General features: G+C 70.1%; 16 protein-coding genes. 12 read left to right on the top strand and 4 right to left on the bottom strand.

Features of this window, described 5'->3' with window-relative positions; all coding sequences use genetic code 11:
• Positions 1–23 precede the first annotated feature (23 nt).
• Together ACI2L1_RS21470 and ACI2L1_RS21465 are read left to right on the top strand one after the other, a co-directional pair.
• Positions 24–329, top strand: a complete 306-nt coding sequence (locus ACI2L1_RS21470; protein WP_404740931.1) for a hypothetical protein — start codon at positions 24–26, stop codon at positions 327–329.
• A 2-nt stretch (positions 330–331) separates the two neighbouring features.
• Positions 332–1,039, top strand: coding sequence for a class III extradiol dioxygenase subunit B-like domain-containing protein (locus ACI2L1_RS21465; protein WP_404740930.1), 708 nt, complete (start codon positions 332–334; stop codon positions 1,037–1,039).
• A gap of 96 nt (positions 1,040–1,135) precedes the next feature.
• Here ACI2L1_RS21465 and ACI2L1_RS21460 read toward each other — a convergent pair whose 3' ends face one another.
• Together ACI2L1_RS21460 and ACI2L1_RS21455 are read right to left on the bottom strand one after the other, a co-directional pair.
• Complete coding sequence (locus ACI2L1_RS21460; RefSeq protein WP_404740929.1) at positions 1,136–1,405, bottom strand: antitoxin; 270 nt, start codon at positions 1,403–1,405, stop codon at positions 1,136–1,138.
• 25 nt (positions 1,406–1,430) lie between these two features.
• On the bottom strand, positions 1,431–1,766 hold the full coding sequence (locus tag ACI2L1_RS21455; RefSeq protein ID WP_404740928.1) for a hypothetical protein: 336 nt from the start codon (positions 1,764–1,766) through the stop codon (positions 1,431–1,433).
• A 183-nt stretch (positions 1,767–1,949) separates the two neighbouring features.
• On the opposite strand from ACI2L1_RS21455, the gene miaA reads away from it, so the two are divergent.
• The 6 genes from miaA to hflX all read left to right on the top strand — a co-directional run bounded on the left by miaA (position 1,950) and on the right by hflX (position 10,543).
• Positions 1,950–2,888 carry a tRNA (adenosine(37)-N6)-dimethylallyltransferase MiaA gene (gene miaA / locus ACI2L1_RS21450; protein WP_404740927.1) on the top strand — a complete coding sequence of 313 codons (939 nt, stop codon included), beginning with the start codon at positions 1,950–1,952 and terminating at the stop codon, positions 2,886–2,888.
• 108 nt (positions 2,889–2,996) lie between these two features.
• Positions 2,997–3,500: a hypothetical protein gene (locus tag ACI2L1_RS21445; protein ID WP_404740942.1), complete on the top strand. Its 504-nt coding sequence runs from the start codon at positions 2,997–2,999 to the stop codon at positions 3,498–3,500.
• Positions 3,501–3,594: 94 nt separating this feature from the next.
• Positions 3,595–4,464 (top strand): diaminopimelate epimerase, encoded by an 870-nt coding sequence (gene dapF / locus ACI2L1_RS21440; RefSeq protein WP_404740926.1) that lies wholly within the window; start codon positions 3,595–3,597, stop codon positions 4,462–4,464.
• A gap of 285 nt (positions 4,465–4,749) precedes the next feature.
• Positions 4,750–7,059: a RelA/SpoT family protein gene (locus ACI2L1_RS21435; protein ID WP_404740925.1), complete on the top strand. Its 2,310-nt coding sequence runs from the start codon at positions 4,750–4,752 to the stop codon at positions 7,057–7,059.
• 292 nt (positions 7,060–7,351) lie between these two features.
• Positions 7,352–8,875: a M1 family metallopeptidase gene (locus ACI2L1_RS21430; RefSeq protein WP_404740924.1), complete on the top strand. Its 1,524-nt coding sequence runs from the start codon at positions 7,352–7,354 to the stop codon at positions 8,873–8,875.
• Between the two features lie 168 nt (positions 8,876–9,043).
• Entirely contained in the window at positions 9,044–10,543 is a 1,500-nt protein-coding gene (gene hflX / locus ACI2L1_RS21425; RefSeq protein WP_404740923.1) for a GTPase HflX, read from the top strand.
• Between the two features lie 187 nt (positions 10,544–10,730).
• On the opposite strand, the gene ACI2L1_RS21420 is transcribed toward hflX, so the two are convergent.
• Complete coding sequence (locus ACI2L1_RS21420) at positions 10,731–11,966, bottom strand: trypsin-like serine peptidase (protein WP_404740922.1); 1,236 nt, start codon at positions 11,964–11,966, stop codon at positions 10,731–10,733.
• 394 nt (positions 11,967–12,360) lie between these two features.
• Here ACI2L1_RS21420 and ACI2L1_RS21415 point away from each other — a divergent pair, with 394 nt between their 5' ends.
• The 4 genes from ACI2L1_RS21415 (at position 12,361) to ACI2L1_RS21400 (ending at position 19,801) form a co-directional block, all read left to right on the top strand.
• On the top strand, positions 12,361–14,022 hold the full coding sequence (locus ACI2L1_RS21415) for a diaminobutyrate--2-oxoglutarate transaminase family protein (protein WP_404740921.1): 1,662 nt from the start codon (positions 12,361–12,363) through the stop codon (positions 14,020–14,022).
• Between the two features lie 470 nt (positions 14,023–14,492).
• Positions 14,493–16,490: an IucA/IucC family protein gene (locus ACI2L1_RS21410; RefSeq protein WP_404740920.1), complete on the top strand. Its 1,998-nt coding sequence runs from the start codon at positions 14,493–14,495 to the stop codon at positions 16,488–16,490.
• Positions 16,491–16,530: 40 nt separating this feature from the next.
• On the top strand, positions 16,531–17,373 hold the full coding sequence (locus ACI2L1_RS21405; protein ID WP_404740919.1) for a GNAT family N-acetyltransferase: 843 nt from the start codon (positions 16,531–16,533) through the stop codon (positions 17,371–17,373).
• A gap of 409 nt (positions 17,374–17,782) precedes the next feature.
• Complete coding sequence (locus tag ACI2L1_RS21400) at positions 17,783–19,801, top strand: ATP-dependent DNA helicase (protein WP_404740918.1); 2,019 nt, start codon at positions 17,783–17,785, stop codon at positions 19,799–19,801.
• Between the two features lie 142 nt (positions 19,802–19,943).
• Here ACI2L1_RS21400 and lexA read toward each other — a convergent pair whose 3' ends face one another.
• Positions 19,944–20,723 (bottom strand): transcriptional repressor LexA, encoded by a 780-nt coding sequence (lexA, locus tag ACI2L1_RS21395; RefSeq protein WP_404740917.1) that lies wholly within the window; start codon positions 20,721–20,723, stop codon positions 19,944–19,946.
• Between the last annotated feature and the right edge of the window lie 292 nt (positions 20,724–21,015).

The raw sequence follows: 21,015 nt of genomic DNA, 5'->3' as shown, positions 1-21,015 counted from the left end.
CAGGATGGACGGGGGGACGGGGCATGGGGCACTGGGTGGTTGTCGTACAGGCCAGCACGAGAGGCTATGACGACTACAGCTGCAACGAGGTGGAGCGCTTCGACGACACTCCTGAGCGGGCCCGCGCCCGTCTCTACGAGATCGCCTGCACCCACTTGCCGCGCAGGAGTCTGCGTCAGCAGCGCCGTGACGTCTTCCGGACCGGCGACGGGGACGCCTACTACGTGAGCATCAAGGGCAAGGTGTCCACCTTCGCCGTGACGTACCGGCTGGCCGAGCTCGTGTGGAGCACCGACCCCGGGTCGGGAGGCTCGGCGATAGGCTCCTGATCATGCTTGTCGCCGCCGCCGTCTGCCCCTGCCCCCCGCTCCTCGTGCCCGAGGTCGCCGCGGGCGCCGCGCCCGAGCTGGACGCCGCGCGTGCCGCGTGCACGGACGCGCTGGGGGTGCTCGCCGCGGCCCGGCCCGAACTCCTCGTGGTCGTCGGGCCGGCCGAGCGGAGCGGACGCGGTGTGCTGCCGGAGGGCACCCGTGGGTCGTTCCGCGGTTTCGGTGTGGATCTCGACGTACGGCTGGGTCGGGACGCGGAGTCCGAGCGGGAACTTCCGGCTTCCCTCGCCGTCGCCGCCTGGCTTCTGGACCGTACCGACTGGTCCGACGCCCCGATCGAGGGACTCGGGGTGGGGGAACCTCTGGAGCCCGAGCGGTGTATTCAGACCGGAAGGGGAATCGCCGCCCGGGCCGAGCGGGTGGCGCTGCTGGTGATGGGCGACGCCAGCGCCTGCCGCACGCTCAAGGCACCCGGCTACCTCGACGAGCGCGCGGCCCCCTTCGACGCGGCGGTCGCGCGTGCGCTGGGCGGGGCGGACGTGGCGGCGCTCCAGTCCCTGGACGCCGAGCTGGCGTACGAACTGAAGGCCTCCGGCCGGGCCTGCTGGCAGGTCCTCGCGGGCGCCGCTGAGGGTGTGGGCCTCGGCGGCTCGCTGCTGTACGAGGACGCGCCGTACGGCGTGGGGTACATGGTCGCGACCTGGTCCTGACGGCCGTAGGGGAGTCGCCTCGGGCGGGTCTCGGAAACGGCGGACGGCCGGGGGCGTCCTGCCCCGCGGCCGTCCGTCGGTGTGCCGTACTGCCGTTCAGGAAGCAGGCGGTGGCGAGGCCGGCGGCGTGGTGCCGCCACCCGGTCCCTCCGTGCCGTCCTTGTGCGCGAGTCGGTCCATGGCGTTCTTGGCCTTGCCCGTGCCCGTCTGGATCTTGTCGCTGTACTTGCCCTTGGTCTTCTCGTCCACGACCTTCGCGGCCTTGTCGAGACCGTGCTGGACCTTGTCACCGTGCTGCTGGGCAAGCCCGGAGACCTTGTCCTTGGCCGGGCTGAGCTTGGATTTCAAATTGTCCAGGAGACCCATCGTTCACCTTCCCGCGCGGGGGCGATTACGTGCGGGCGCCTTCGCCGGCCTCACGTTCGGCCGCCTCATCGGTGGACTGCTGCTTGGGGATCTCGACGTCCTCGAACGCGCCGTCATCGACGGCCTCCGTCGCCGTCGATCCTTCCGCGTCCTCGGCTGCGGCCGTCTCCGTGACGTCGGGCCCGGTCTCGGCCTTGTTTCCGGCCTCGGTCGTGCCCTCGCCCTCGGTCCCGGTCGACCCCTTCACCTCTGCCGCCTCGTCCGCCGTGGGCTCGGCCGTCCGTGTGGCGGCCTGCGTCTCGGCGGTTGACGCCTCCTCCGTAGCCTTCGACCTCCGGAGAAGTCGTGCGAAAACGCCCATATCCACTCCATACGTTACTCGTGCGGGGGAAAACCCGCGTCTTCCGGTGCGCCCGTTTGCGTCGGCCGGATCGCCGCCTCCATGGACAGGGCGGCGGAAACCACGCAACTGGCAACGACCCCGGACGCGGGCCGTCACGTAACTCGTTCGAGGTGGCGCCCCGAGGTTTGCGAGACTGGTGCAGTGAGCAGCGCACCCCCCTCCCCCCGCGTCATCGCCGTCGTCGGACCCACCGCGGCCGGAAAGTCCGATCTGGGCGTCTTTCTCGCCCAGCGCCTGGGAGGCGAGGTCGTCAACGCCGACTCCATGCAGTTGTACCGAGGGATGGACATCGGCACCGCCAAGCTGACGCCCCAGGAGCGCGGCGGCGTCCCGCACCACCTCCTGGACATCTGGGACGTGACGGTCACGGCGTCCGTCGCCGAGTACCAGAGGCTGGCCCGCGCCCGGATCGACTCCCTGCTCGCCGAGGGCCGCTGGCCGATCCTCGTCGGCGGCTCGGGGCTGTACGTCCGCGGGGCCGTCGACAACCTGGAGTTCCCCGGCACCGACCCCGAGGTCAGGGCCCGCTTGGAGGACGAGCTGGTGCTGCGCGGCTCCGGTGCGCTGCACGCCCGGCTGGCCGCCGCCGACCCCGAGGCCGGGCAGGCGATCCTGCCCAGCAACGGCCGCCGTATCGTCCGAGCCCTCGAAGTGATCGAGATCACCGGCAAGCCGTTCACCGCCAACCTCCCCGGCCATGACTCCGTCTACGACACCGTCCAGATCGGTGTCGACGTGGCCCGGCCCGAGCTCGACGAGCGCATCGCCCGCCGGGTCGACCGGATGTGGGACGCGGGCCTCGTGGACGAGGTGCGGGAGCTGGAGGCGCGCGGGTTGCGCGAGGGGCGCACGGCCTCTCGCGCGCTCGGGTACCAGCAGGTGCTCGCGGCGCTCGCGGGGGAGTGCACGCTGGAGGAGGCGCGGACGGAGACCGTCCGTGCCACGAAGCGCTTCGCGCGCCGCCAGGATTCATGGTTCAGGCGCGACCCGCGGGTGCATTGGTTGAGTGGGGCTGCGGCGCATCTCACAGAACTTCCGCAGCTTGCATTGGCGTTGGTCGAACGACCGGTTACAGCCTGATCACGTCATGGCATCGGGACGCTCCGGCCGTCATCCCGGCCTCCGGCGCCGTGCCATCATCGAGCTTCGATCGACCAAGTGGAGTCCGAGTTGGGAGGGCGCGTGGTGATGGAGGCCGGCCCTCGCGACACCGCACAAGGCACCGAGCCCCTCACCGTCGAGAACGGTGAACCGGAGCAGGACGGCGACCGTCTGAGCCCCGACGGGCCCGACGAGGTGCAGGGCGGTGTGACCGACGACGGCCCCGAGCCCGAGGAGATGTTCGCGGGCGGGGAAGAGGTCGAGGTCGAGCTGCGCCCACAGCGCCGCCTGCGCATCTGGCAGCTCGCCCCCATCGTGTCCCTGGCCGCGGTCGGCTCCCTGATGTTCGCCTTCCCGCTGGCCTTCGACTTCGGCGACAGCGGAGCGGTGATCGCGATGCTGGGCATGCTGATCTGCTCCTGCGCGGCGGGCTGGGGAATGATGGCCGCGCGCCGGGTTGGTTACACGTGGCCGGGGCTGCCGAAGAGGGGTTCCGGTCGGCGCGCGGATTGGCGGGTCGTGATCGCATACGTGCTACTGGTGGCCGTAGTGGTCGTGCTGGCGGTATGGCGCGTGGCAAGACTGCGGTAGAGCAGCACACCCAGGGGCGCGGGGCTGTGTCCATGTGCGGCTCCGCCCCGTGGGCGCGACCGGCCCCCACCGGCCCGCGCCGTACGATCGATACATGAGCACCCGGATCGCCTTTCTCAAGGGCCACGGCACCGAGAACGACTTCGTGATCGTCCCGGACCCCGAGAACACCCTCGACCTGCCCCCCGCTGCCGTCGCCGCCCTCTGCGACCGTCGGGCAGGCATCGGTGGTGACGGCCTCCTCCATGTCGTGCGATCCGCGTCACACCCCGAGGCCCAGCACATGGCGGCCCAGGCCGAGTGGTTCATGGACTACCGCAACGGCGACGGCTCGATCGCGGAGATGTGCGGCAACGGCGTCCGCGTCTTCGCCCGCTACCTCCAGCACGTCGGCCACGTCACCGAGGGTGACCTCGCGGTGGCCACGCGCGGGGGCGTGAAGGCCGTACACATCGACAAGACCGGCGACGTCACCGTCGGCATGGGCAGGGCGCGGCTCCCCGAGGGCGACGTCACGGTGAGCGTCGGCGACCGCAGCTGGCCCGCGCGGAACGTGAACATGGGCAACCCGCACGCCGTGGCCTTCGTGGAGGACCTCGCGCACGCGGGCGACCTGTACGCCCCTCCGCCCTTCAGTCCGCCCGCCGCCTACCCCGACGGGGTCAACGTCGAGTTCGTTGTCGACCGCGGCCCCCGCCATGTCGCCCTGCGGGTGCACGAGCGCGGCGCCGGTGAGACCCGCTCGTGCGGCACGGGCGCGTGTGCCGTCGCCGTCGCCGCCGCACGCAGGGACGGCGCCGACCCGGCGGTCACCGGCGCTCCGGTGACGTACACCGTCGATGTGCCCGGCGGCACCCTGGTGATCACCGAGCGGCCCGACGGCGAGATCGAGATGACCGGCCCCGCAGTGATCGTCGCCGAGGGCGAGATCGACGCCGACTGGCTTGAAAACGCGGTTCGTTGACCATATGAATCACAGCGTTCGGGGCGTCGGAGGCATGGAACCACAGCCTCCGGCCCTCGGCGCGATGCGAAACCACGGATGTCCGCAATTCAGGCGGCGCGAAAGCGTAAACCTACAAACCTTCGCTCGAATGGGTGATCCGTTTCACGCTCGCCGAGAGGCGGTCTGCCGGGCGTGATGGGCTCGGTAGCATCAAGCACCGGCCCGGACGGGGGACAGATGCCATCCCCTGAGCCGTGTCCGCCATGGGGCACCCCGTCCGCCGGTCCACAGCCGGAGGTGCCCATGAGTGCGGAGGCCACGAACCCCGCGACCCCAGGTCCGGTAACAGGTGCGGCCGCCCGCTGGCGGGCGCGGATCGACCTGCGCCGCCTGGGCCGCGCCGCGCTGCTCGGCCCCACCGCCCGCGACCGGCTGCCCGACGCCATCGGCCATGTCGCCGAGGCCCACCGCGCGCACCACCCCGACGCCGACCTCGAACTCCTGCGCCGCGCGTGGGTCCTGGCCGAGTCCTCGCACCGCGGCCAGATGCGCAAGAGCGGTGAGCCGTACATCACACATCCGCTCGCCGTGACGTTGATCCTCGCCGAACTCGGCGCCGAGACCACGACCTTGACGGCCTCTCTGCTCCACGACACCGTCGAGGACACCGAGGTGACGCTCGATCAGGTCGGCAGCGAGTTCGGTGCGGAGGTCCGCTTCCTGGTCGACGGCGTCACCAAGCTGGAGAAGGTCGACTACGGCGCCGCCGCCGAGCCCGAGACCTTCCGCAAGATGCTCGTCGCCACCGGCAACGACGTTCGCGTGATGTCGATCAAACTCGCCGACCGGCTGCACAACATGCGCACCCTGAGCGTGATGCGGCCCGAGAAACAGGCCCGCATCGCCAAGGTCACCCGCGACGTCCTCATCCCGCTGGCCGAACGGCTGGGCGTTCAGGCCCTCAAGACCGAACTGGAGGACCTGGTCTTCGCGATCCTCCATCCCGAGGAGTACGAGCACACCCGCGAGCTGATCGTCGACAACGCCTCCCGCGCGGACGATCCGCTCGCCGAGATCGCCGAAGAGGTGCGGGGGGTGCTGCGCGAGGCCGGCATCCAGGCCGAAGTCGTCATCCGGCCACGGCACTTCGTCTCCGTGCACCGGACGGCCCGCAAGCGCGGCAGGCTGCGCGGCTCGGACTTCGGGCGACTGCTGGTCCTGGTCGGCGAGGACGCGGACTGCTATGGCGTCCTGGGCGAGCTGCACACCTGTATGACGCCCGTCGTCTCGGAGTTCAAGGACTTCATCGCCGTACCGAAGTTCAACCTGTACCAGTCACTGCACACCGCTGTGGCGCGTGACGACGGCCAGGTCGTCGAAGTCCTCATCCGCACCCACCAGATGCACAAGGTCGCCGAGGCCGGTGTGGTCGCGCTCGGCAATCCGTACGCCTCCCCTTCGGACCCCGCGGAGCAGCAGAGCGCGGGCCCCGACGAGGAGCGGGTGGACCCCACGCGGCCCGGCTGGCTCTCCCGGCTCCTGGACTGGCAGGCGGCCGCGCCCGACGCCGACACCTTCTGGTCCACCCTGCGCGAGGACCTCGCCCAGGACCGCGAGATCACCGTCTTCCGGCCCGACGGCGGCACCCTGGGTCTGCCCGACGGTGCGACCTGTGTGGACGCCGCGTACGCGCAGTACGGTGAGGACGCGCACGCGTGCCTGGGCGCTCGCGTCAACGGCCGCCTGGCGACCCTGAGCACCGTCCTGAAGGACGGCGACACCGTGCAGCTCCTCATGGGGCAGGACCCGGCCGCCGAGCCCTCCAAGGAGTGGCTGGAGCACGCGCACACCCCCGCGGCGCGGATCGCCATTCAGCGGTGGATCGCGACGCACCCGGCGCACCAGGCCCCGCCGGAGGCAGAGGGACGAGCCGGGGCGCTCGGGGTGTCGGCCGAGGGTGTGCAGACCGCGCGGAGTGAGGTGAAGCCCTTGCAAGGGGATGCGATGCGCTTGCAAGGGGATGCGAAGCCCTTGCAGGGGGAGGCGAAGTCCGTCCAGCCGTCCGTCGCCGAGTCGGCCGCCGACGCTCACGCCGACACGCCCGACAGTGCGGGCCGGAGCACCGCCGAGTCGCAGCGTCTCGACGACCCAGGCGTCCGCTCGGGCAGCGCCAACGCCCTCGTCGACCAGCCCGGTGTGACCGTACGGCTGGCCGGCTGCTGCACGCCCGTACCGCCCGACGAGATCACCGGCTTCGCCGTGCGCGGGGGAGTGGTCACCGTGCACCGCGTCGAGTGCGCCGCGGTGGCGCGTATGAAGGGCGTGGGGCGCAGGGAGGTCGGCGTGCGCTGGGGCGATACCACCGAGTGCCGGGTCACGTTGTACGCCGAATCGTTCGGCCGCCCGCACCTGCTCGCCGACCTCACCGAGGCCATGGCCGTCGAGGGCGCCGAGATCGTCTCGGCGACCGTCGAACCCCCGAGCCAGCAGCGAGTCCGCCACACGTACACCGTCCACCTGCCGGACGCGGCCCTGCTGCCTTCGCTGATGCGGGCCATGCGGAACGTGGCCGGGGTGTACGACGTGAGCAGGGCACAGACGCCGGGGGTCTGAAAGGCGTTTCGGGGGCCAGGCCGGCTCCGGAGTCGGGCCCTGGACCCTTGCTGTTCCGCTGTGGAACAGCCTTGCCGTGCCTCGACGCCCCGGTCGGTCCGCTCGCCTTGCGCGGGTCTCGACTCGGCACGCGCTGCCGCCTTCCACCCGACAGGGCCATGCAGGCCGTCACACGCGTGTGGTCGGTCGCAGGTCGGCACGCGTCGCCCCGACGGCACCGGAGGACCCCGTTCGGGTGGGCCGGTCGCGCGTCGTCACCGTCGCGCACGCGCGCGCTGGTAAGCGGTGGTGCATGCCGCTCACCCCCCGCACCCTCGCCCGCACCACCGACGCCGACCGGCCCGGCATCGATGCCCCCCGTCGCCGTACCGGAAGCGCCCGACGACGGGCGGCCGCACTCCTCGCCTCCGCCGTCTCCGTCTGTCTGCTCGCCGCGAGCGCCCCGGCCGCGCCGCTCGGCGTCGGTGACCGCCTCTTCCCGTATCTGGGCAACCCGGGCTACGACGTGGCGTCGTATGACCTCTCGTTCAGCTATTCCGGGAACAACAGCAAGCCGCTTACGGCCGTCACCACGATCGACGCCTGGACGACGACCGAACTGGACCGCGTCAATCTCGACTTCGCGCACGGCGACGTCGATTCGGTGGAGATCGACGGCAGGCCCGCGGCGTTCACCAGTGCCGGCGAGGACCTCGTGGTCACCCCCGACGAACCGCTACCCGCCGGTGGCTGGATGCGGATCACCGTCCGGCACACCAGCGACCCCGTCTCCACCGCCGACCGTGACGGCGGCTGGGTGCGCACCACGGACGGCCTCGCCATGGCCAACCAGGCCGACGTCGCGCACTTGGTGTTCCCCTGCAACGACCACCCGTCCGACAAGGCGATGTTCACCATCCGGGTCACCGCGCCCGACGGCTACACGGCCGTCGCCAACGGCTTGCCGACCGACGTGGACCGCGCCGGGCGGGCGACCACATGGACGTACCGCACCCAGCACCCCATGGCCACCGAACTCGCCCAGGTCTCCATCGGCCGTTCCACCGTGCTGCACCGCGACGGCCCGCACGGGCTGCCCGTGCGAGACGTCGTCCCGACGAAGGACCGCGCCGCGCTCGAACCCTGGCTCAAGAAGACCCCCGGCCAGATCGTGTGGATGGAGGACAAGGTCGGGCCGTACCCCTTCGAGACGTACGGCGTCCTTGTGGCCGCCGCCGACACAGGCTTCGAGTTGGAAACTCAAACCCTCTCCCTCTTCGAGAAGGACCTGTTCACCGAGCCCGCCTACCCCAAGTGGTACGTCGAGTCGATCATGGTCCATGAGCTCGCCCACCAGTGGTTCGGTGACAGCGTCAGCCCCGCCGCCTGGTCCGACCTGTGGCTCAACGAGGGGCACGCCACCTGGTACGAGGCCCTGTACGCGGAGGAGAAGGCGGGCCGCACCCTTGAGGCGCGCATGAAGGCCGCCTACGGCGCCTCCGACGGCTGGCGCGCCGCCGGCGGACCGCCGGCCGCCCCGAAGCCGCCCGAGCCCGGCCAGAAGATCGGCATCTTCCGTCCGAACGTCTACGACGGTGCCGCACTCGTCCTGTACGCCCTGCGCCAGGAGATCGGCCGCAAGTCCTTCGAGAGCCTGGAGCGGGCCTGGGTGCAGGACCACCGGGACGGCACCGCGACGACCACGGACTTCGTGCGGCTGGCCTCCGAGATCTCCGGACGGGACCTCGGCGACTTCCTCCAGGACTGGCTCTACGGCGAGAAGACCCCGGCGATGCCAGGGCACCCCGACTGGAAGGCCGTGGCCCCGGTGAAATAAGGCGGTGACGAGACGCCCCGTGCCGTGCGACCATCTTCAGGTCGGCGCGGCACGGGACACGGGAATCTCCCGGGGTATTCGTGCGTTGAGAAAGGTGACCGCGGTGGCGTTGTGACCACCACGGACCCATCACCGCCGTATCGCACTCCCCAACGACGTAAGGATCCAATGACCTCCTCTTCATCCCCTTCCCAGGACACGCAGCGACTCGCGCACACATACGCCGAAGGTCTTCGGGCCGATGCCCTGATGGAAGAGGACGTCGCCTGGAGCCACGAGATCGACGGAGAGCGGGACGGCGAACAGTTCGACCGCTCCGAGCGCGCGGCCCTGCGCCGCGTCGCCGGCCTCTCCACCGAGCTCGAGGACGTCACCGAGGTCGAGTACCGCCAGCTTCGCCTGGAGCGGGTCGTCCTCGTCGGCGTCTGGACCTCGGGGACCGTGCAGGACGCGGACAACTCCCTCGCGGAGCTGGCCGCACTCGCGGAGACCGCGGGCGCGCTCGTGCTCGACGGCGTGACCCAGCGTCGCGACAAGCCCGACGCGGCCACCTACATCGGTTCCGGCAAGGCCGACGAGCTGCGGGACATCGTCCTGGAGACCGGCGCGGACACCGTCATCTGCGACGGTGAACTCAGCCCCGGCCAGCTCATCCACCTCGAAGACGTCGTCAAGGTCAAGGTCATCGACCGTACGGCCCTGATCCTCGACATCTTCGCCCAGCACGCCAAGTCCCGCGAGGGCAAGGCGCAGGTCGCGCTCGCGCAGATGCAGTACATGCTGCCGAGGCTGCGAGGCTGGGGTCAGTCGCTGTCCCGTCAGATGGGCGGCGGCAAGGGCGGCGGCCTCGCCACCCGTGGTCCCGGTGAGACCAAGATCGAGACGGACCGGCGTCGGATTCGCGAGAAGATGGCGAAGATGCGCCGGGAGATCGCGGACATGAAGACCGGCCGTGAGATCAAGCGCCAGGAGCGCAAGCGTCACAAGGTGCCGTCCGTCGCCATCGCGGGTTACACCAACGCCGGCAAGTCGTCCCTGCTCAACCGCCTCACGGGCGCAGGCGTCCTGGTCGAGAACGCCCTGTTCGCCACCCTGGACCCGACCGTCCGGCGGGCGGAAACCCCGAGCGGCCGCCTGTACACGCTGGCCGACACCGTCGGTTTTGTACGGCACCTGCCGCACCACCTGGTCGAGGCGTTCCGCTCCACCATGGAGGAGGTCGGAGAGTCCGACCTGATCCTGCATGTGGTGGACGGCTCGCACCCCGTCCCGGAGGAGCAGCTGGCCGCCGTACGCGAGGTGATCAGGGATGTCGGCGCCACCGGCGTGCCCGAGATCGTCGTGATCAACAAGGCCGATGCGGCCGACCCGCTGACGCTCCAGCGGCTGATGCGGATCGAGACACGCTCCATCGCCGTCTCGGCCCGAACCGGCCAGGGCATCGACGAACTGCTCGCCCTGATCGACAACGAGCTGCCCAGGCCGTCCGTCGAGGTCGAGGCGCTGGTGCCGTACACCCACGGCAAGCTGGTCGCCCGCGCCCATGACGAGGGCGAGGTGATCTCCGAGGAGCACACGGCGGAGGGCACCCTGCTCAAGGTTCGGGTGCACGAGGAACTGGCCGCGGATCTGGCGCCGTACGTGCCGGTTCCGGTCCCGGTGGTCTGAGTGTCGTAGTTCTGCAGCAGGCTTGAGGCCCGTCCCCTTCGCGAGGGGCGGGCCTCAAGCGTGTTCCGGTCAGGGTAGGCGGCTGCGGTCGGGGCACAGTTGGGGGCAGGGGGCAGGGGGCGGGGTCGGGGCCGGGTCGGAGTGGGGGGCGCGGTCGGCGAGGAGGTCGGGGCGGGGGACTTTGCCGTCACTGCCCCGCGAACTTCTCGCTTACTGAGTCGTACACGCCCTGGGCCACCTCGCCCAGCCGCGGCCCGGCCAGCCAACCCGCGTTCACCGGGCCGATCGAGGTGTTGGACACCAGCGCCGGCTCGCCGTCCGCCCCCGTCGCGACCCAGCCACCGCCGGACGAACCACCGGTCATGGTGCAGCCGATGCGGTACATCGTCGGGTCCGAGGCGTTGATCGACAGCCGTCCCGGCCGGTCCTGGCACTGGTACAAGGTCTCCCCGTCGAACGGTGCGGCCGCCGGATACCCGCTGGCCGTCATGCTCTCCACCCGCGGCACCGCAGGAGCGTCGAAGTTCACCGGCAAGGCCGAACCCACCGTCTCCTCCAGCGACTTGCCCGTGCCACCCTCCTCCGGAGTCACATGGATGACGGCGAAGTCGTACGGGGCACCTGCCCCGCCGGTCGGACCGCCCTGCGCGATCCACTGCTCCGAGGTCTGGGCCCAATCGGCCCACCAGACTCCGTAGGGAGCGAGCTCTTCCTCGGTCGCGCTCGCCAACTCCCCTGCCGACAAAGCCCGGTCGTTGTACGACGGCACGAACGCGATGTTGCGGTACCAGCCACCGCTCCTGCCCGCATGGACACAATGTCCCGCCGTCCACACCATGTTGGACTTGCCCGGGTGGGCCGGGTCCTCCACGACCGTCGCCGAGCAGACCATCGTGCCTTCGGGGGAGTCGAAGAACACCTTCCCCGACTCGGGGACGGTGTCGTGGTACGTAGGCGATACGGCCTTCGCGTCCACCGGAGTCGGCTCCGGGTCGGTCACACCCTGGTCACCCGAGAGGTCACTCTCCTGGACCCCGCGATCGGGATCCTCGGCCTGACGCATCCGGTCGGGGTCCCACAGTCCTTCGATGATGGGGTTGATGTAGTCCTGGGCCTCGCGAAGCCAGTCGTCCTTGTCCCAGTCCTTCCAGGCGCCGTTCCTCCACTTGTCGACATCGATTCCGTGCTCCTTGAGCTGGTCCCTGATGTCGTCCGGGATCGTGATCTTGCCGTCGCCCTCGGTCGCTTCGGAGGCGGAGGCCTGCGCGTTCGCGTCCGTGTCTGCGTCGCCCGAGCCGCAGCCGGTCGCGGTCAGCGTCAGTACTGACGCGAGGGCCATGGCGGCCAGCACGGGGGAGGTTCTGCGGCGCGCTCCCCTCTCGCCTTCGCCGTGAGCGGTCAACGACAGCGGTTCGGATCGCATGCTCTGCCTCCCCCTGCTGTGGACGAACCGGATGCCAGAGTCGACGACTTCCCGCAGACGTCCCGCGAGTTCGCCTTCCGGCACCGCGTCATGGAACGGCATCACACACTATGCGCCCGCTGTGGGTGACTTCCGACGGAATCGCAACAGTTCCGTCACGCCAAAGATCTTCAGACAGCCCGTAACCCGTTGAACGGCCCGGGGTTGGTAGCGGTGGGGTCTTGCCGCCGGCGGACGGCTCGGTCCCCCGGGCCCCGATCCCCGGAGATTTTCCAGACATCGGTGCATCAACATGCCGAGATGTCGAGCAAAGGCTCGCGGGGTTCCGTATGTCGGGGCGGGCGAGTCCGCGAAAGAACCACTTGCCCCTGCACAGCGCGACGACGGGAGAACCATGGCCGTGACCGAGACCGCATCCGGGGAGGCCACGGCGGGGTCCCCCGCCGTCGAGGAACCGTCGCCGGCCCGAACCGGGCAGGACACGGCGGCCCGCGCCGCGCAGGAGGTTGCGGCACGCTCCGCACACGAGGGCATCCTTCGACGTCAGTCGGCCCGCGAGTCGGCGGCGCGCACCTACGCCCGTGCCCTCCCGATCGTCCCTGTCCGCGCACGCGGCCTGACCATCGAGGGCGCTGACGGACGCCGCTACCTGGACTGCCTCTCGGGCGCCGGCACCCTGGCCCTCGGGCACAATCACCCCGTCGTCCTGGAAGCGATCCGCAAAGTTCTCGACTCGGGCGCGCCCCTCCACGTCCTCGACCTCGCCACGCCCGTCAAGGACGCCTTCATCACCGAACTGTTCCGCACCCTGCCGCCTGGCCTCGCCGACCACGCACGCGTGCAGTTCTGCGGACCGGCCGGTACCGACGCGGTGGAGGCCGCCTTCAAGCTCGTACGGGCCGCGACCGGCCGCAACGGCATGCTCGCCTTCGCCGGTGCCTGTCACGGGATGACCTCCGGCGCGATCGAAGCGCCCGGCGACGCCTTCGACGTACGGGTAGCCCGGCTGCCCTATCCGCAGGACTACCGCTGCCCCTTCGGTGTCGGCGGGCCGCGCGGCGCCGAACTTGCCGCCCGCTGGACCGAGTCCGTCCTCGACGACCCCAAGTCGGGGGTGCCGCTGCCCGCCGGCATGATCCTCGAACCCGTCCAGGGCGACGGCGGGGTCCTCCCGGCCTCGGACGAGTGGATGAGGCGCATGCGGCAGATCACGGCTGACCGCTCGATCCCGATCATCGCCGATGAGATCGAGACGGGAGTCGGTCGCACCGGCGCTTTCTGGGCTGTGGAGCACAGTGGCATCACCCCCGATGTGATGGTCCTCTCCAAGGCCATCGGCGGCAGCCTGCCTCTCGCCGTCGTCGTCTACCGCGACGACCTCGATGTCTGGGATCCCGGAGCCCCTGCGGGCATCTTCCGCGGCAACCAACTCGCCATGGCCGCAGGCACGGCCACCATGGCCTACGTTCGCGAAAACGCCCTCACGGAACGCGCGGCAACGCTCGGCGCGCGAATGCTGGAGCAACTCCGGCGGCTGGCAAGGGAGTTCCCTGTGATCGGTGAAGTGCGGGGGCGGGGGTTGATGATCGGACTGGAGATGGTGGAACTGGAGGGGGAGGGGCGGGGGGTTAGCGGAGCGGGTGGGACTGGCGAGGGTGATGGGCTCGGTGGCCGTGGCGAGCGCGGCGCGTTCGGCGATTCTGGTGGTTTCGGTGGGCTGGGGGGCTTCATGGGGCTGGATGGTGCCGGGGGTGTTGAGACCACCGCCGCGGTGCCGGGCGCCGCTGCTGCCCCTCGGCCTGCCTCGGCGGAGCTTGCCGCTTCCGTCCAGCGGGAGTGCCTCCGGCGTGGTCTGATCGTCGAACTCGGTGGCCGTCACGCGAGTGTCGTTCGCCTGCTCCCACCTTTGACGATCACCGACGAGCAGACGGTCGCCGTTCTGGACCGACTGGCCGACGCCGTGGCAGCGGTGGCGCGGAGTCATCGCCCCGAGGGCGGGAGACAACAGCAACTTGGGCGCCGGAGCCGGGGTGTTCGCGCGGAGCGGGCGGGATAGCAGCGCGAGCCGAAGGGGCGGCAGCCGCCGGTGCGTTGGCTGGAGTCGCGTGGGGAAGTGGAGCCGCAGCCTCACCCTCAGGCGGAGTGGCAACTCGCCTCGAAGCCGTTGTGATGGCCTCACCCGGAGCCGGAGCCGGAGCCGGAGCCGGAGCCGGAGCCGGAGCCGGAGCCGGAGCCCAGCCCGAGGGCGTTGTCGCGCCTCACACCAGCCAACGAGCAATGTCTCGTTTGCCTGTGCGCCCGGACGAGCCCCGCCGTCAAGCCGATTGCTCACCGAATCCCACCCGAACACCACTCATCTCCGCCCGACTCGACACCTCATCCACCACCCCGCGGCCGGCCAACCATCCCTGGGCCACGCCCGGCCAATCAGTCCCGGCCCCGCACCTCAATCCCACTTTCTGACTCACGAGACAGCCGCCGAAACAGCACCACCCACGAGGCAGAACCACCCCGAGGACCCCGAACTTGAACACCACCTCCAGCCCCGACGACCGCACTCCCACGCTCCCGCATAACTCCTCTGCCACCGCCCCCTCCCCTCAGTACCGCTCTCGTCACGACCGCACCCCGGTCCAGGGCGGCCCGCCCGAACGACAACGCCCGGGCGGCGCCACCACCGACCTCCTGGACCACCCGGACCGATACACCGCAGCCGAAGCGGCGACGGTGGAGAACCTGCTGCGCTGCTGGGTCCGGGAGACAGGCCTCTCCGCTCCGGACAGCGGCACCCTCCGCATCCCCCTGCCCGCCAGCGGCACTTCTCTTCTCGTTCCCGTCCGCTACTGGTCCCCGACGGGATGGCACCGCTTCGGCCTCCCCCATCTCGTCGGCGCCCCCGAACAGGCCCCGCCTGCCGACGCGGTCACCGTCGCGGCACTGCTCACACGCGAGTCGTTGCCGGCAGAAACCCCCGCCGCCGGTGCCGAACTCGTCGCCCGCGTGGCCGACTCCGTCCGCCGGACGGCCATCTTCGTCCGAGAGCGCCGCCAGCACCCCGACGATGGCCCCGACCTCTTCCTCACCGCAGAGCAGGCACTCGTCCTCGGTCACCCGTTTCACCCGGCTCCGAAGAGCCGTGAAGGTTTCTCGGAAGCCGAAGCGGCCTCGTACTCACCCGAATTGCGCGGCTCCTTCCCCCTGCACTGGCTCGCTGTCGACCCCTCCCTCCTCGCCACCGACTCGGCCTGGACCGAACGCGGCCGTCCCGTCACCGCCGTCCAGCTCACCCAGCGCCTTGCCGGCCCCGGCCTGCCGCTGCCCGACGGCCACACGGCCCTTCCGTTGCATCCCTGGCAGCTTCGCGAGATCCGGCACCGCCCCGAGACCGCCCCGCTGTTGGAAGCAGGGCTGCTCCGCGACCTGGGCGCTCATGGCTCTCCGTGGTATCCCACCTCCTCCGTACGCACCGTCCACCGCACCGGTGCCCCCGCCATGCTCAAGCTCTCGCTGGGCCTAAGCATCACCAACTCCCGTCGTGAGAACCTCCGCAAGGAACTCCACCATGGCGTCGAGGTGCACCGGCTTCTGCGCAGTGGTCTCTCCACTGAGTGGCAGGCTGCTCACCCGGCGTTCGACATCGTGCGCGACCCTGCCTGGATCGCCGTCGACGGGCCCGACGGCTGCCCTGCCCCGGGCCTCGACGTGGTGATCCGGCACAACCCGTACAGTCCCTCGGACGACGTCTCCTGTATCGCCGGACTCGTCTCGCCCCGCCCTCACGCCCCGGCGGGCGCCACCTGGGACTGCCCGAACATGGACCGCCCCTACACGGACCGCCCCAACACGGACCGTGCCAACGCGGATCGCCCCCACACGAACCGCCCGAACCGGAACCCGTTGGCATGGCGGTCTCGGCTGACTGAGGTCATCACCAGCCTCGCCGCACGGACCGGCCGCCCCCGGGGAGCCGTCTCCGCCGAGTGGTTCCTGCGCTATCTCGAACAGGTTGTCCGCCCGGTGTTGTGGCTCGACGGGGAGGCAGGCGTCGCGCTGGAGGCACACCAGCAGAACACCTTGGTCCTGCTGGACGCCGATGGCTGGCCCGTCGGCGGTCGCTATCGCGACAACCAGGGCTACTACTTCCGTGAGTCCCGACGGGCCGAACTCGACGCCCGGTTGCCCGGCATCGGCGAGTGCAGCGACACCTTCGTCTCCGACGAGGTCACCGACGAGCGCTTCGCCTATTACCTCGCGATCAACAACGTCCTCGGCCTCATCGGCGCGTTCGGCTCCCAGCACCTGGCCGACGAGCGGCTGTTGCTCGCCGCCTTCCGCCGCTTCCTCGACGATGTGGCCTCCGGACCCGCCCGGCTGCGCACGACCCTCCCCGGCCACCTGCTCGACTCACCCGTCCTGCGCTGCAAGGCCAACCTGCTGACCCGCGTGCACGGCCTCGACGAACTCGTCGGTCCGGTCGATACCCAGTCCGTCTACGTCACCATCGCCAACCCCCTTCACTCCTGAGGAACATGACCCGCTCCGGCTCCTGAGAGGACCGCTCCCCGTGTCTCCCACCGACGCGAGTGCCCACGCCGTTTCCACCCCCATGACCGGCGTCGGCACCGGTATCTGTTCCGACACGAGCGAGGACGGCGTGGCCCGTGGCGTCGGCCGGGTCACTGACAGCGAGGACACGCTGGATCTTCGTCTGCCACAGGAACTCCTCGCGCTCTTGGACGCACGAGGAGCCGACGCAGGCAGAGGTGGAGAAAGGCGTGCGCAAGAGTGCCGGGGCGACGGCACCGTACTGCCCGCCTCCCGCACCTCGACCGGCAACGACCTGCTCGACGGTGTCGGCGGCTGGGGGCCGATCCCCACCCCGGCAGGCGTTTTCCAACTTGTGCCCGTACGCGTTGAGCGGGACCTTCCACTCGTGTGCCGCTGGATGAACGACCCAGCCGTCACCGAGTTCTGGGAACTGGCCGGGCCCCAGAACGTGACTGCCGCCCACCTGCGATCCCAGCTCAGCGGCGACGGACGCAGTGTTCCATGCCTCGGGGTGCTGGAGGGCACGCCGATGAGCTACTGGGAGATCTACCGGGCGGACCTGGACCCGTTGGCCCACCACTATCCGATCAGACCGCACGACACCGGTATCCACCTCCTCATCGGCGCTGTCACCAATCGCGGGCGGGGTCTCGGCAGCACTCTCCTCAGAGCCGTCGCCGATCTCGTGCTCGACCAGCGAGCTGCCTGTACCCGTATCGTCGCGGAACCCGACCTTCGCAACATTTCGTCCGTCACCGCCTTTCTGAGGGCAGGTTTCCGCTTCTCCGCCGAGGTGGACCTGCCCGCCAAGCGGGCGGCCCTCGTGATCAGAGACCGGTCCCTGCGCGACCTGCTGTAGCAGCGCGTCATTGCGCAATCACTTTTGGTACACCGCTCGTGCCGAGTCGGTTCCCACTCGTGCCGAGTCGGTTCCCACTCGTGCCGAGTCGGTTCCCACTCGTGCCGAGAAGTTCTTCCGCCGCCTCGGACCGCACGAGTGCACCGCCGAGTTCTCCGTCATTCCGGCCGCCGATGGACCGATATCGCTTCCGACCGAATGACAACCGACTGGAGCCGAGCCGAGCCGAACCGACCGAAGCTGAACTGAACCGGTCCGAAGCCGCACCGAACCAACCCGAAGCCAAACCCAACCGAGCGGATCCGACGCCCACCCGCTACTCATCCGAGGAGCTCCCGGCCTTGATCCCGCCCCTCGTCTCCGCCTTGATCACCCCTTTGTCAGTGCCGGGTCGTAGGGTGGTCGCGCTATGACGAAGCCCTCACTCCCCGAACTCCTGCATGCTGCCGTCACTGCCGTCGGCGGTACGGAGCGCCCCGGCCAGGTGACCATGGCCGAATCCGTCGCGGACGCGATCGACGACGGCTCCCACCTGCTGGTGCAGGCCGGCACCGGCACCGGAAAGTCGCTCGGTTATCTCGTGCCCGCACTCGCGCACGGGGAGCGGGTCGTCGTAGCGACGGCCACCCTGGCCCTGCAGAGACAGCTCGTCGAGCGCGACCTGCCGCGCACGGTGGAGGCGCTGCACCCGCTGCTGCGCCGCCGCCCGGAGTTCGCGATGCTCAAGGGCCGGTCGAATTACCTGTGCCTGCATAGATTGCACGAGGGAGTACCGCAGGACGAGGAGGAGGGCCTTTTCGACCAGTTCGAGGCGGCGGCTCCCGCCAGCAAGCTGGGCCAGGACCTGCTGAGGTTGCGGGACTGGTCGCAGGACACCGAGACGGGTGACCGCGACGACCTCACGCCGGGTGTCTCCGACCGCGCGTGGGCACAGATCTCCGTGTCCTCCCGCGAATGCCTGGGAGCCACGAAGTGCGCCTACGGCGCCGAGTGCTTCGCCGAGATGGCCCGGGAGCGTGCCAAGCTCGCGGAGGTCGTCGTCACCAACCACGCGCTGCTCGCGATCGACTCCATCGAAGGCGCCCCCGTCCTCCCTCAGCACGAGGTGCTGATCGTCGACGAGGCGCACGAACTGGTGTCCCGGGTCACCGGCGTCGCCACCGGCGAGCTCACCCCTGGCCAGGTCAACCGTGCGGTGCGCCGCGCCGCGAAACTCGTCAACGAAAAGGCGGCCGACCAGCTCCAGACCGCAGCCGAAGGCTTCGAGCGGCTGATGGAGCTCGCCCTGCCCGGCCGCCTGGAGGAGATCCCGGAGGACCTTGGCTACGCGCTGATGGCCCTGCGCGACTCCACCCGCACGGTCATCTCGGCGATCGGCGCGACCCGCGACAAGTCGGTCCAGGACGAGGACGCGGTCCGCAAACAGGCGCTGGCCTCCGTGGAGTCGGTGCACGACGTCGCGGAGCGGATCACGAACGGCTCGGAGTGGGACGTCGTCTGGTACGAGCGCCACGACCGTTTCGGAGCCTCCCTGCGCGTCGCCCCCATGTCGGTCTCGGGCCTGCTGAGGGAGAAGCTGTTCGCGGACCGTTCAGTGGTCCTGACCTCGGCGACCCTGAAGCTGGGCGGCGACTTCAACGGCGTGGGGGCGTCCCTGGGGCTCGCCCCGGAGGGAACCGAGGGCGAAGACCTCCCCAAGTGGAAGGGCATCGACGTCGGTTCGCCCTTCGACTACCCCAGACAGGGCATCCTCTACATCGCCAAGCACTTGTCGCGCCCCGCGCGCGACGGCGACCGCGGGGACATGCTCGACGAGCTGACCGAGCTCATCCAGGCGGCGGGTGGCCGCACCCTGGGGCTGTTCTCCTCCATGAGAGCCGCCCAGCTGGCCGCCGAGGAACTGAGGTCCCGTATCCCGGAGTTCCCGATCCTCCTGCAGGGCGAGGAGACCCTCGGCGAACTGATCAAGAACTTCGCGGCCGATCCGAAGATCTGTCTCTTCGGCACGCTGTCGCTCTGGCAGGGAGTCGATGTCCCCGGCCCCAGCTGCCAGCTGGTCGTCATGGACAAGATTCCGTTCCCGCGCCCCGACGATCCCCTGATGAGCGCCCGCCAGAAGGCGGTGGAGGACGCCGGCGGCAACGGCTTCATGGCGGTCGCGGCCACGCACGCCGCGCTGCTCATGGCCCAGGGCGCCGGCCGTCTCGTACGGGCCTCGGGGGACCGTGGCGTGGTCGCCGTACTGGATCAGCGGCTGGCCACGGCGCGGTACGGCAGCTATCTGAAGGCGTCACTGCCGGACTTCTGGTACACCACGGACCGTAACCAGGTCCGGAAGTCGCTGGCGGCGATCGACGCCGCGGCGAAGGCGACGGAAGCGGCGGAGCTCGTCGCCGATGCGGAGAAGGCCCAGGCAGAAGCCGGATGATCGCGGTTGGCCTGTCCCGGCGCCTGGGACAGGCCAACCCACGACGCGGAGTGCCCGGTGACCGGGACCGGACAGCGCAGGGCCCCGGAACCGGCGCAGGGGTTCCGGGGCCCGGTCGGATCGGCGAGGCCTGTCGCGGTGCTCAGACGCGCCGCAGAACTGCCACTACCTTGCCGAGGATGGTCGCGTCGTCGCCCGGGATGGGCTCGTACGCGGAGTTGTGGGGGAGCAGCCACACATGGCCGTCCTCACGCTTGAAGCGCTTGACGGTGGCCTCGCCGTCGAGCATCGCGGCCACGATGTCGCCGTTCTCGGCGACGGGCTGGCGGCGGACGGTGACCCAGTCGCCGTCGCAGATCGCGGCCTCGATCATCGAGTCGCCGACGACCTTGAGGACGAAGAGCTCACCGTCACCGACGAGCTGGCGGGGCAGGGGGAAGACGTCCTCGACGGACTCCTCGGCGAGGATCGGGCCACCGGCGGCGATCCGGCCGACGAGCGGGACGTACGACGCGGCTGGCTTGCCCGCGGTGTCCGTGGGCTGCGCCGAGGTGCCCTGGTCGGAGCCGCGTACCTCGTACGCCCGCGGGCGGTGCGGATCGCGGCGCAGGAAACCCTTGCGCTCCAGCGCCATCAGCTGGTGTGCGACGGAGGACGTGCTGGACAGGCCGACTGCCTGGCCGATCTCCCGCATGGACGGCGGGTAGCCGCGCCGCTGCACGGAGTCCCTGATGACCTCGATCACCCGGCGCTGACGGTCGGTGAGTCCCGAGCTGTCCGCACGGATGCCTGGAGGTCGGCCCGGCAGGGCGCGCTTGTGCCCCTCGGGATTCGCGGCTTCGTTCATCGCATGCACCGGCTCGAGTCGGCCCTGGGAACGGTCCTGGGCAGTGATGGTGGCACTGTCTGCGGTCGTGGTCACGTCGGCCCCTCTCGATGGTCTCCCTGCTGCACAACGGTAGTTGCTTTCGAAAGGTTGCGCCAAACACACGTTCGAGTGAAAAATCGCGAAGCACCTGCCGCGATCATGTGTCTGGGTGTATGGCTAACGCGCCGCCGACCGAGCGAAAGGGTCCATTGCTGTACTCTTCACCGCCGATGGCGACCTCGCGGGTTGTTGACCCAGTCTGCCATCCGGTGCCCAGTCAACCGGGTACCGGCTGCCATCTCTGCGGGAATCCCACGTCCCCTCCTTGTGGCGCCCACGGTATCTC

Origin of the sequence: Streptomyces sp. NPDC019531 (assembly GCF_044903305.1) — a bacterium.
Classification (GTDB): domain Bacteria; phylum Actinomycetota; class Actinomycetes; order Streptomycetales; family Streptomycetaceae; genus Streptomyces.
This window is presented reverse-complemented; position numbering and strand designations above follow the sequence as displayed.

Excerpts from the sequence above, each read along its gene's own strand:
- ACI2L1_RS21470 (WP_404740931.1), top strand. The coding sequence starts at position 24 with ATGGGGCACTGGGTGGTTGTCGTACAGGCCAGCACGAGAGGCTATGAC.
- ACI2L1_RS21465 (WP_404740930.1), top strand. The coding sequence starts at position 332 with ATGCTTGTCGCCGCCGCCGTCTGCCCCTGCCCCCCGCTCCTCGTGCCC.
- ACI2L1_RS21460 (WP_404740929.1), bottom strand. The coding sequence starts at position 1,405 with ATGGGTCTCCTGGACAATTTGAAATCCAAGCTCAGCCCGGCCAAGGAC.
- ACI2L1_RS21455 (WP_404740928.1), bottom strand. The coding sequence starts at position 1,766 with ATGGGCGTTTTCGCACGACTTCTCCGGAGGTCGAAGGCTACGGAGGAG.
- ACI2L1_RS21445 (WP_404740942.1), top strand. The coding sequence starts at position 2,997 with ATGGAGGCCGGCCCTCGCGACACCGCACAAGGCACCGAGCCCCTCACC.
- dapF (WP_404740926.1), top strand. The coding sequence starts at position 3,595 with ATGAGCACCCGGATCGCCTTTCTCAAGGGCCACGGCACCGAGAACGAC.
- ACI2L1_RS21435 (WP_404740925.1), top strand. The coding sequence starts at position 4,750 with ATGAGTGCGGAGGCCACGAACCCCGCGACCCCAGGTCCGGTAACAGGT.
- ACI2L1_RS21430 (WP_404740924.1), top strand. The coding sequence starts at position 7,352 with ATGCCGCTCACCCCCCGCACCCTCGCCCGCACCACCGACGCCGACCGG.
- hflX (WP_404740923.1), top strand. The coding sequence starts at position 9,044 with ATGACCTCCTCTTCATCCCCTTCCCAGGACACGCAGCGACTCGCGCAC.
- ACI2L1_RS21420 (WP_404740922.1), bottom strand. The coding sequence starts at position 11,966 with ATGCGATCCGAACCGCTGTCGTTGACCGCTCACGGCGAAGGCGAGAGG.
- ACI2L1_RS21415 (WP_404740921.1), top strand. The coding sequence starts at position 12,361 with ATGGCCGTGACCGAGACCGCATCCGGGGAGGCCACGGCGGGGTCCCCC.
- ACI2L1_RS21400 (WP_404740918.1), top strand. The coding sequence starts at position 17,783 with ATGACGAAGCCCTCACTCCCCGAACTCCTGCATGCTGCCGTCACTGCC.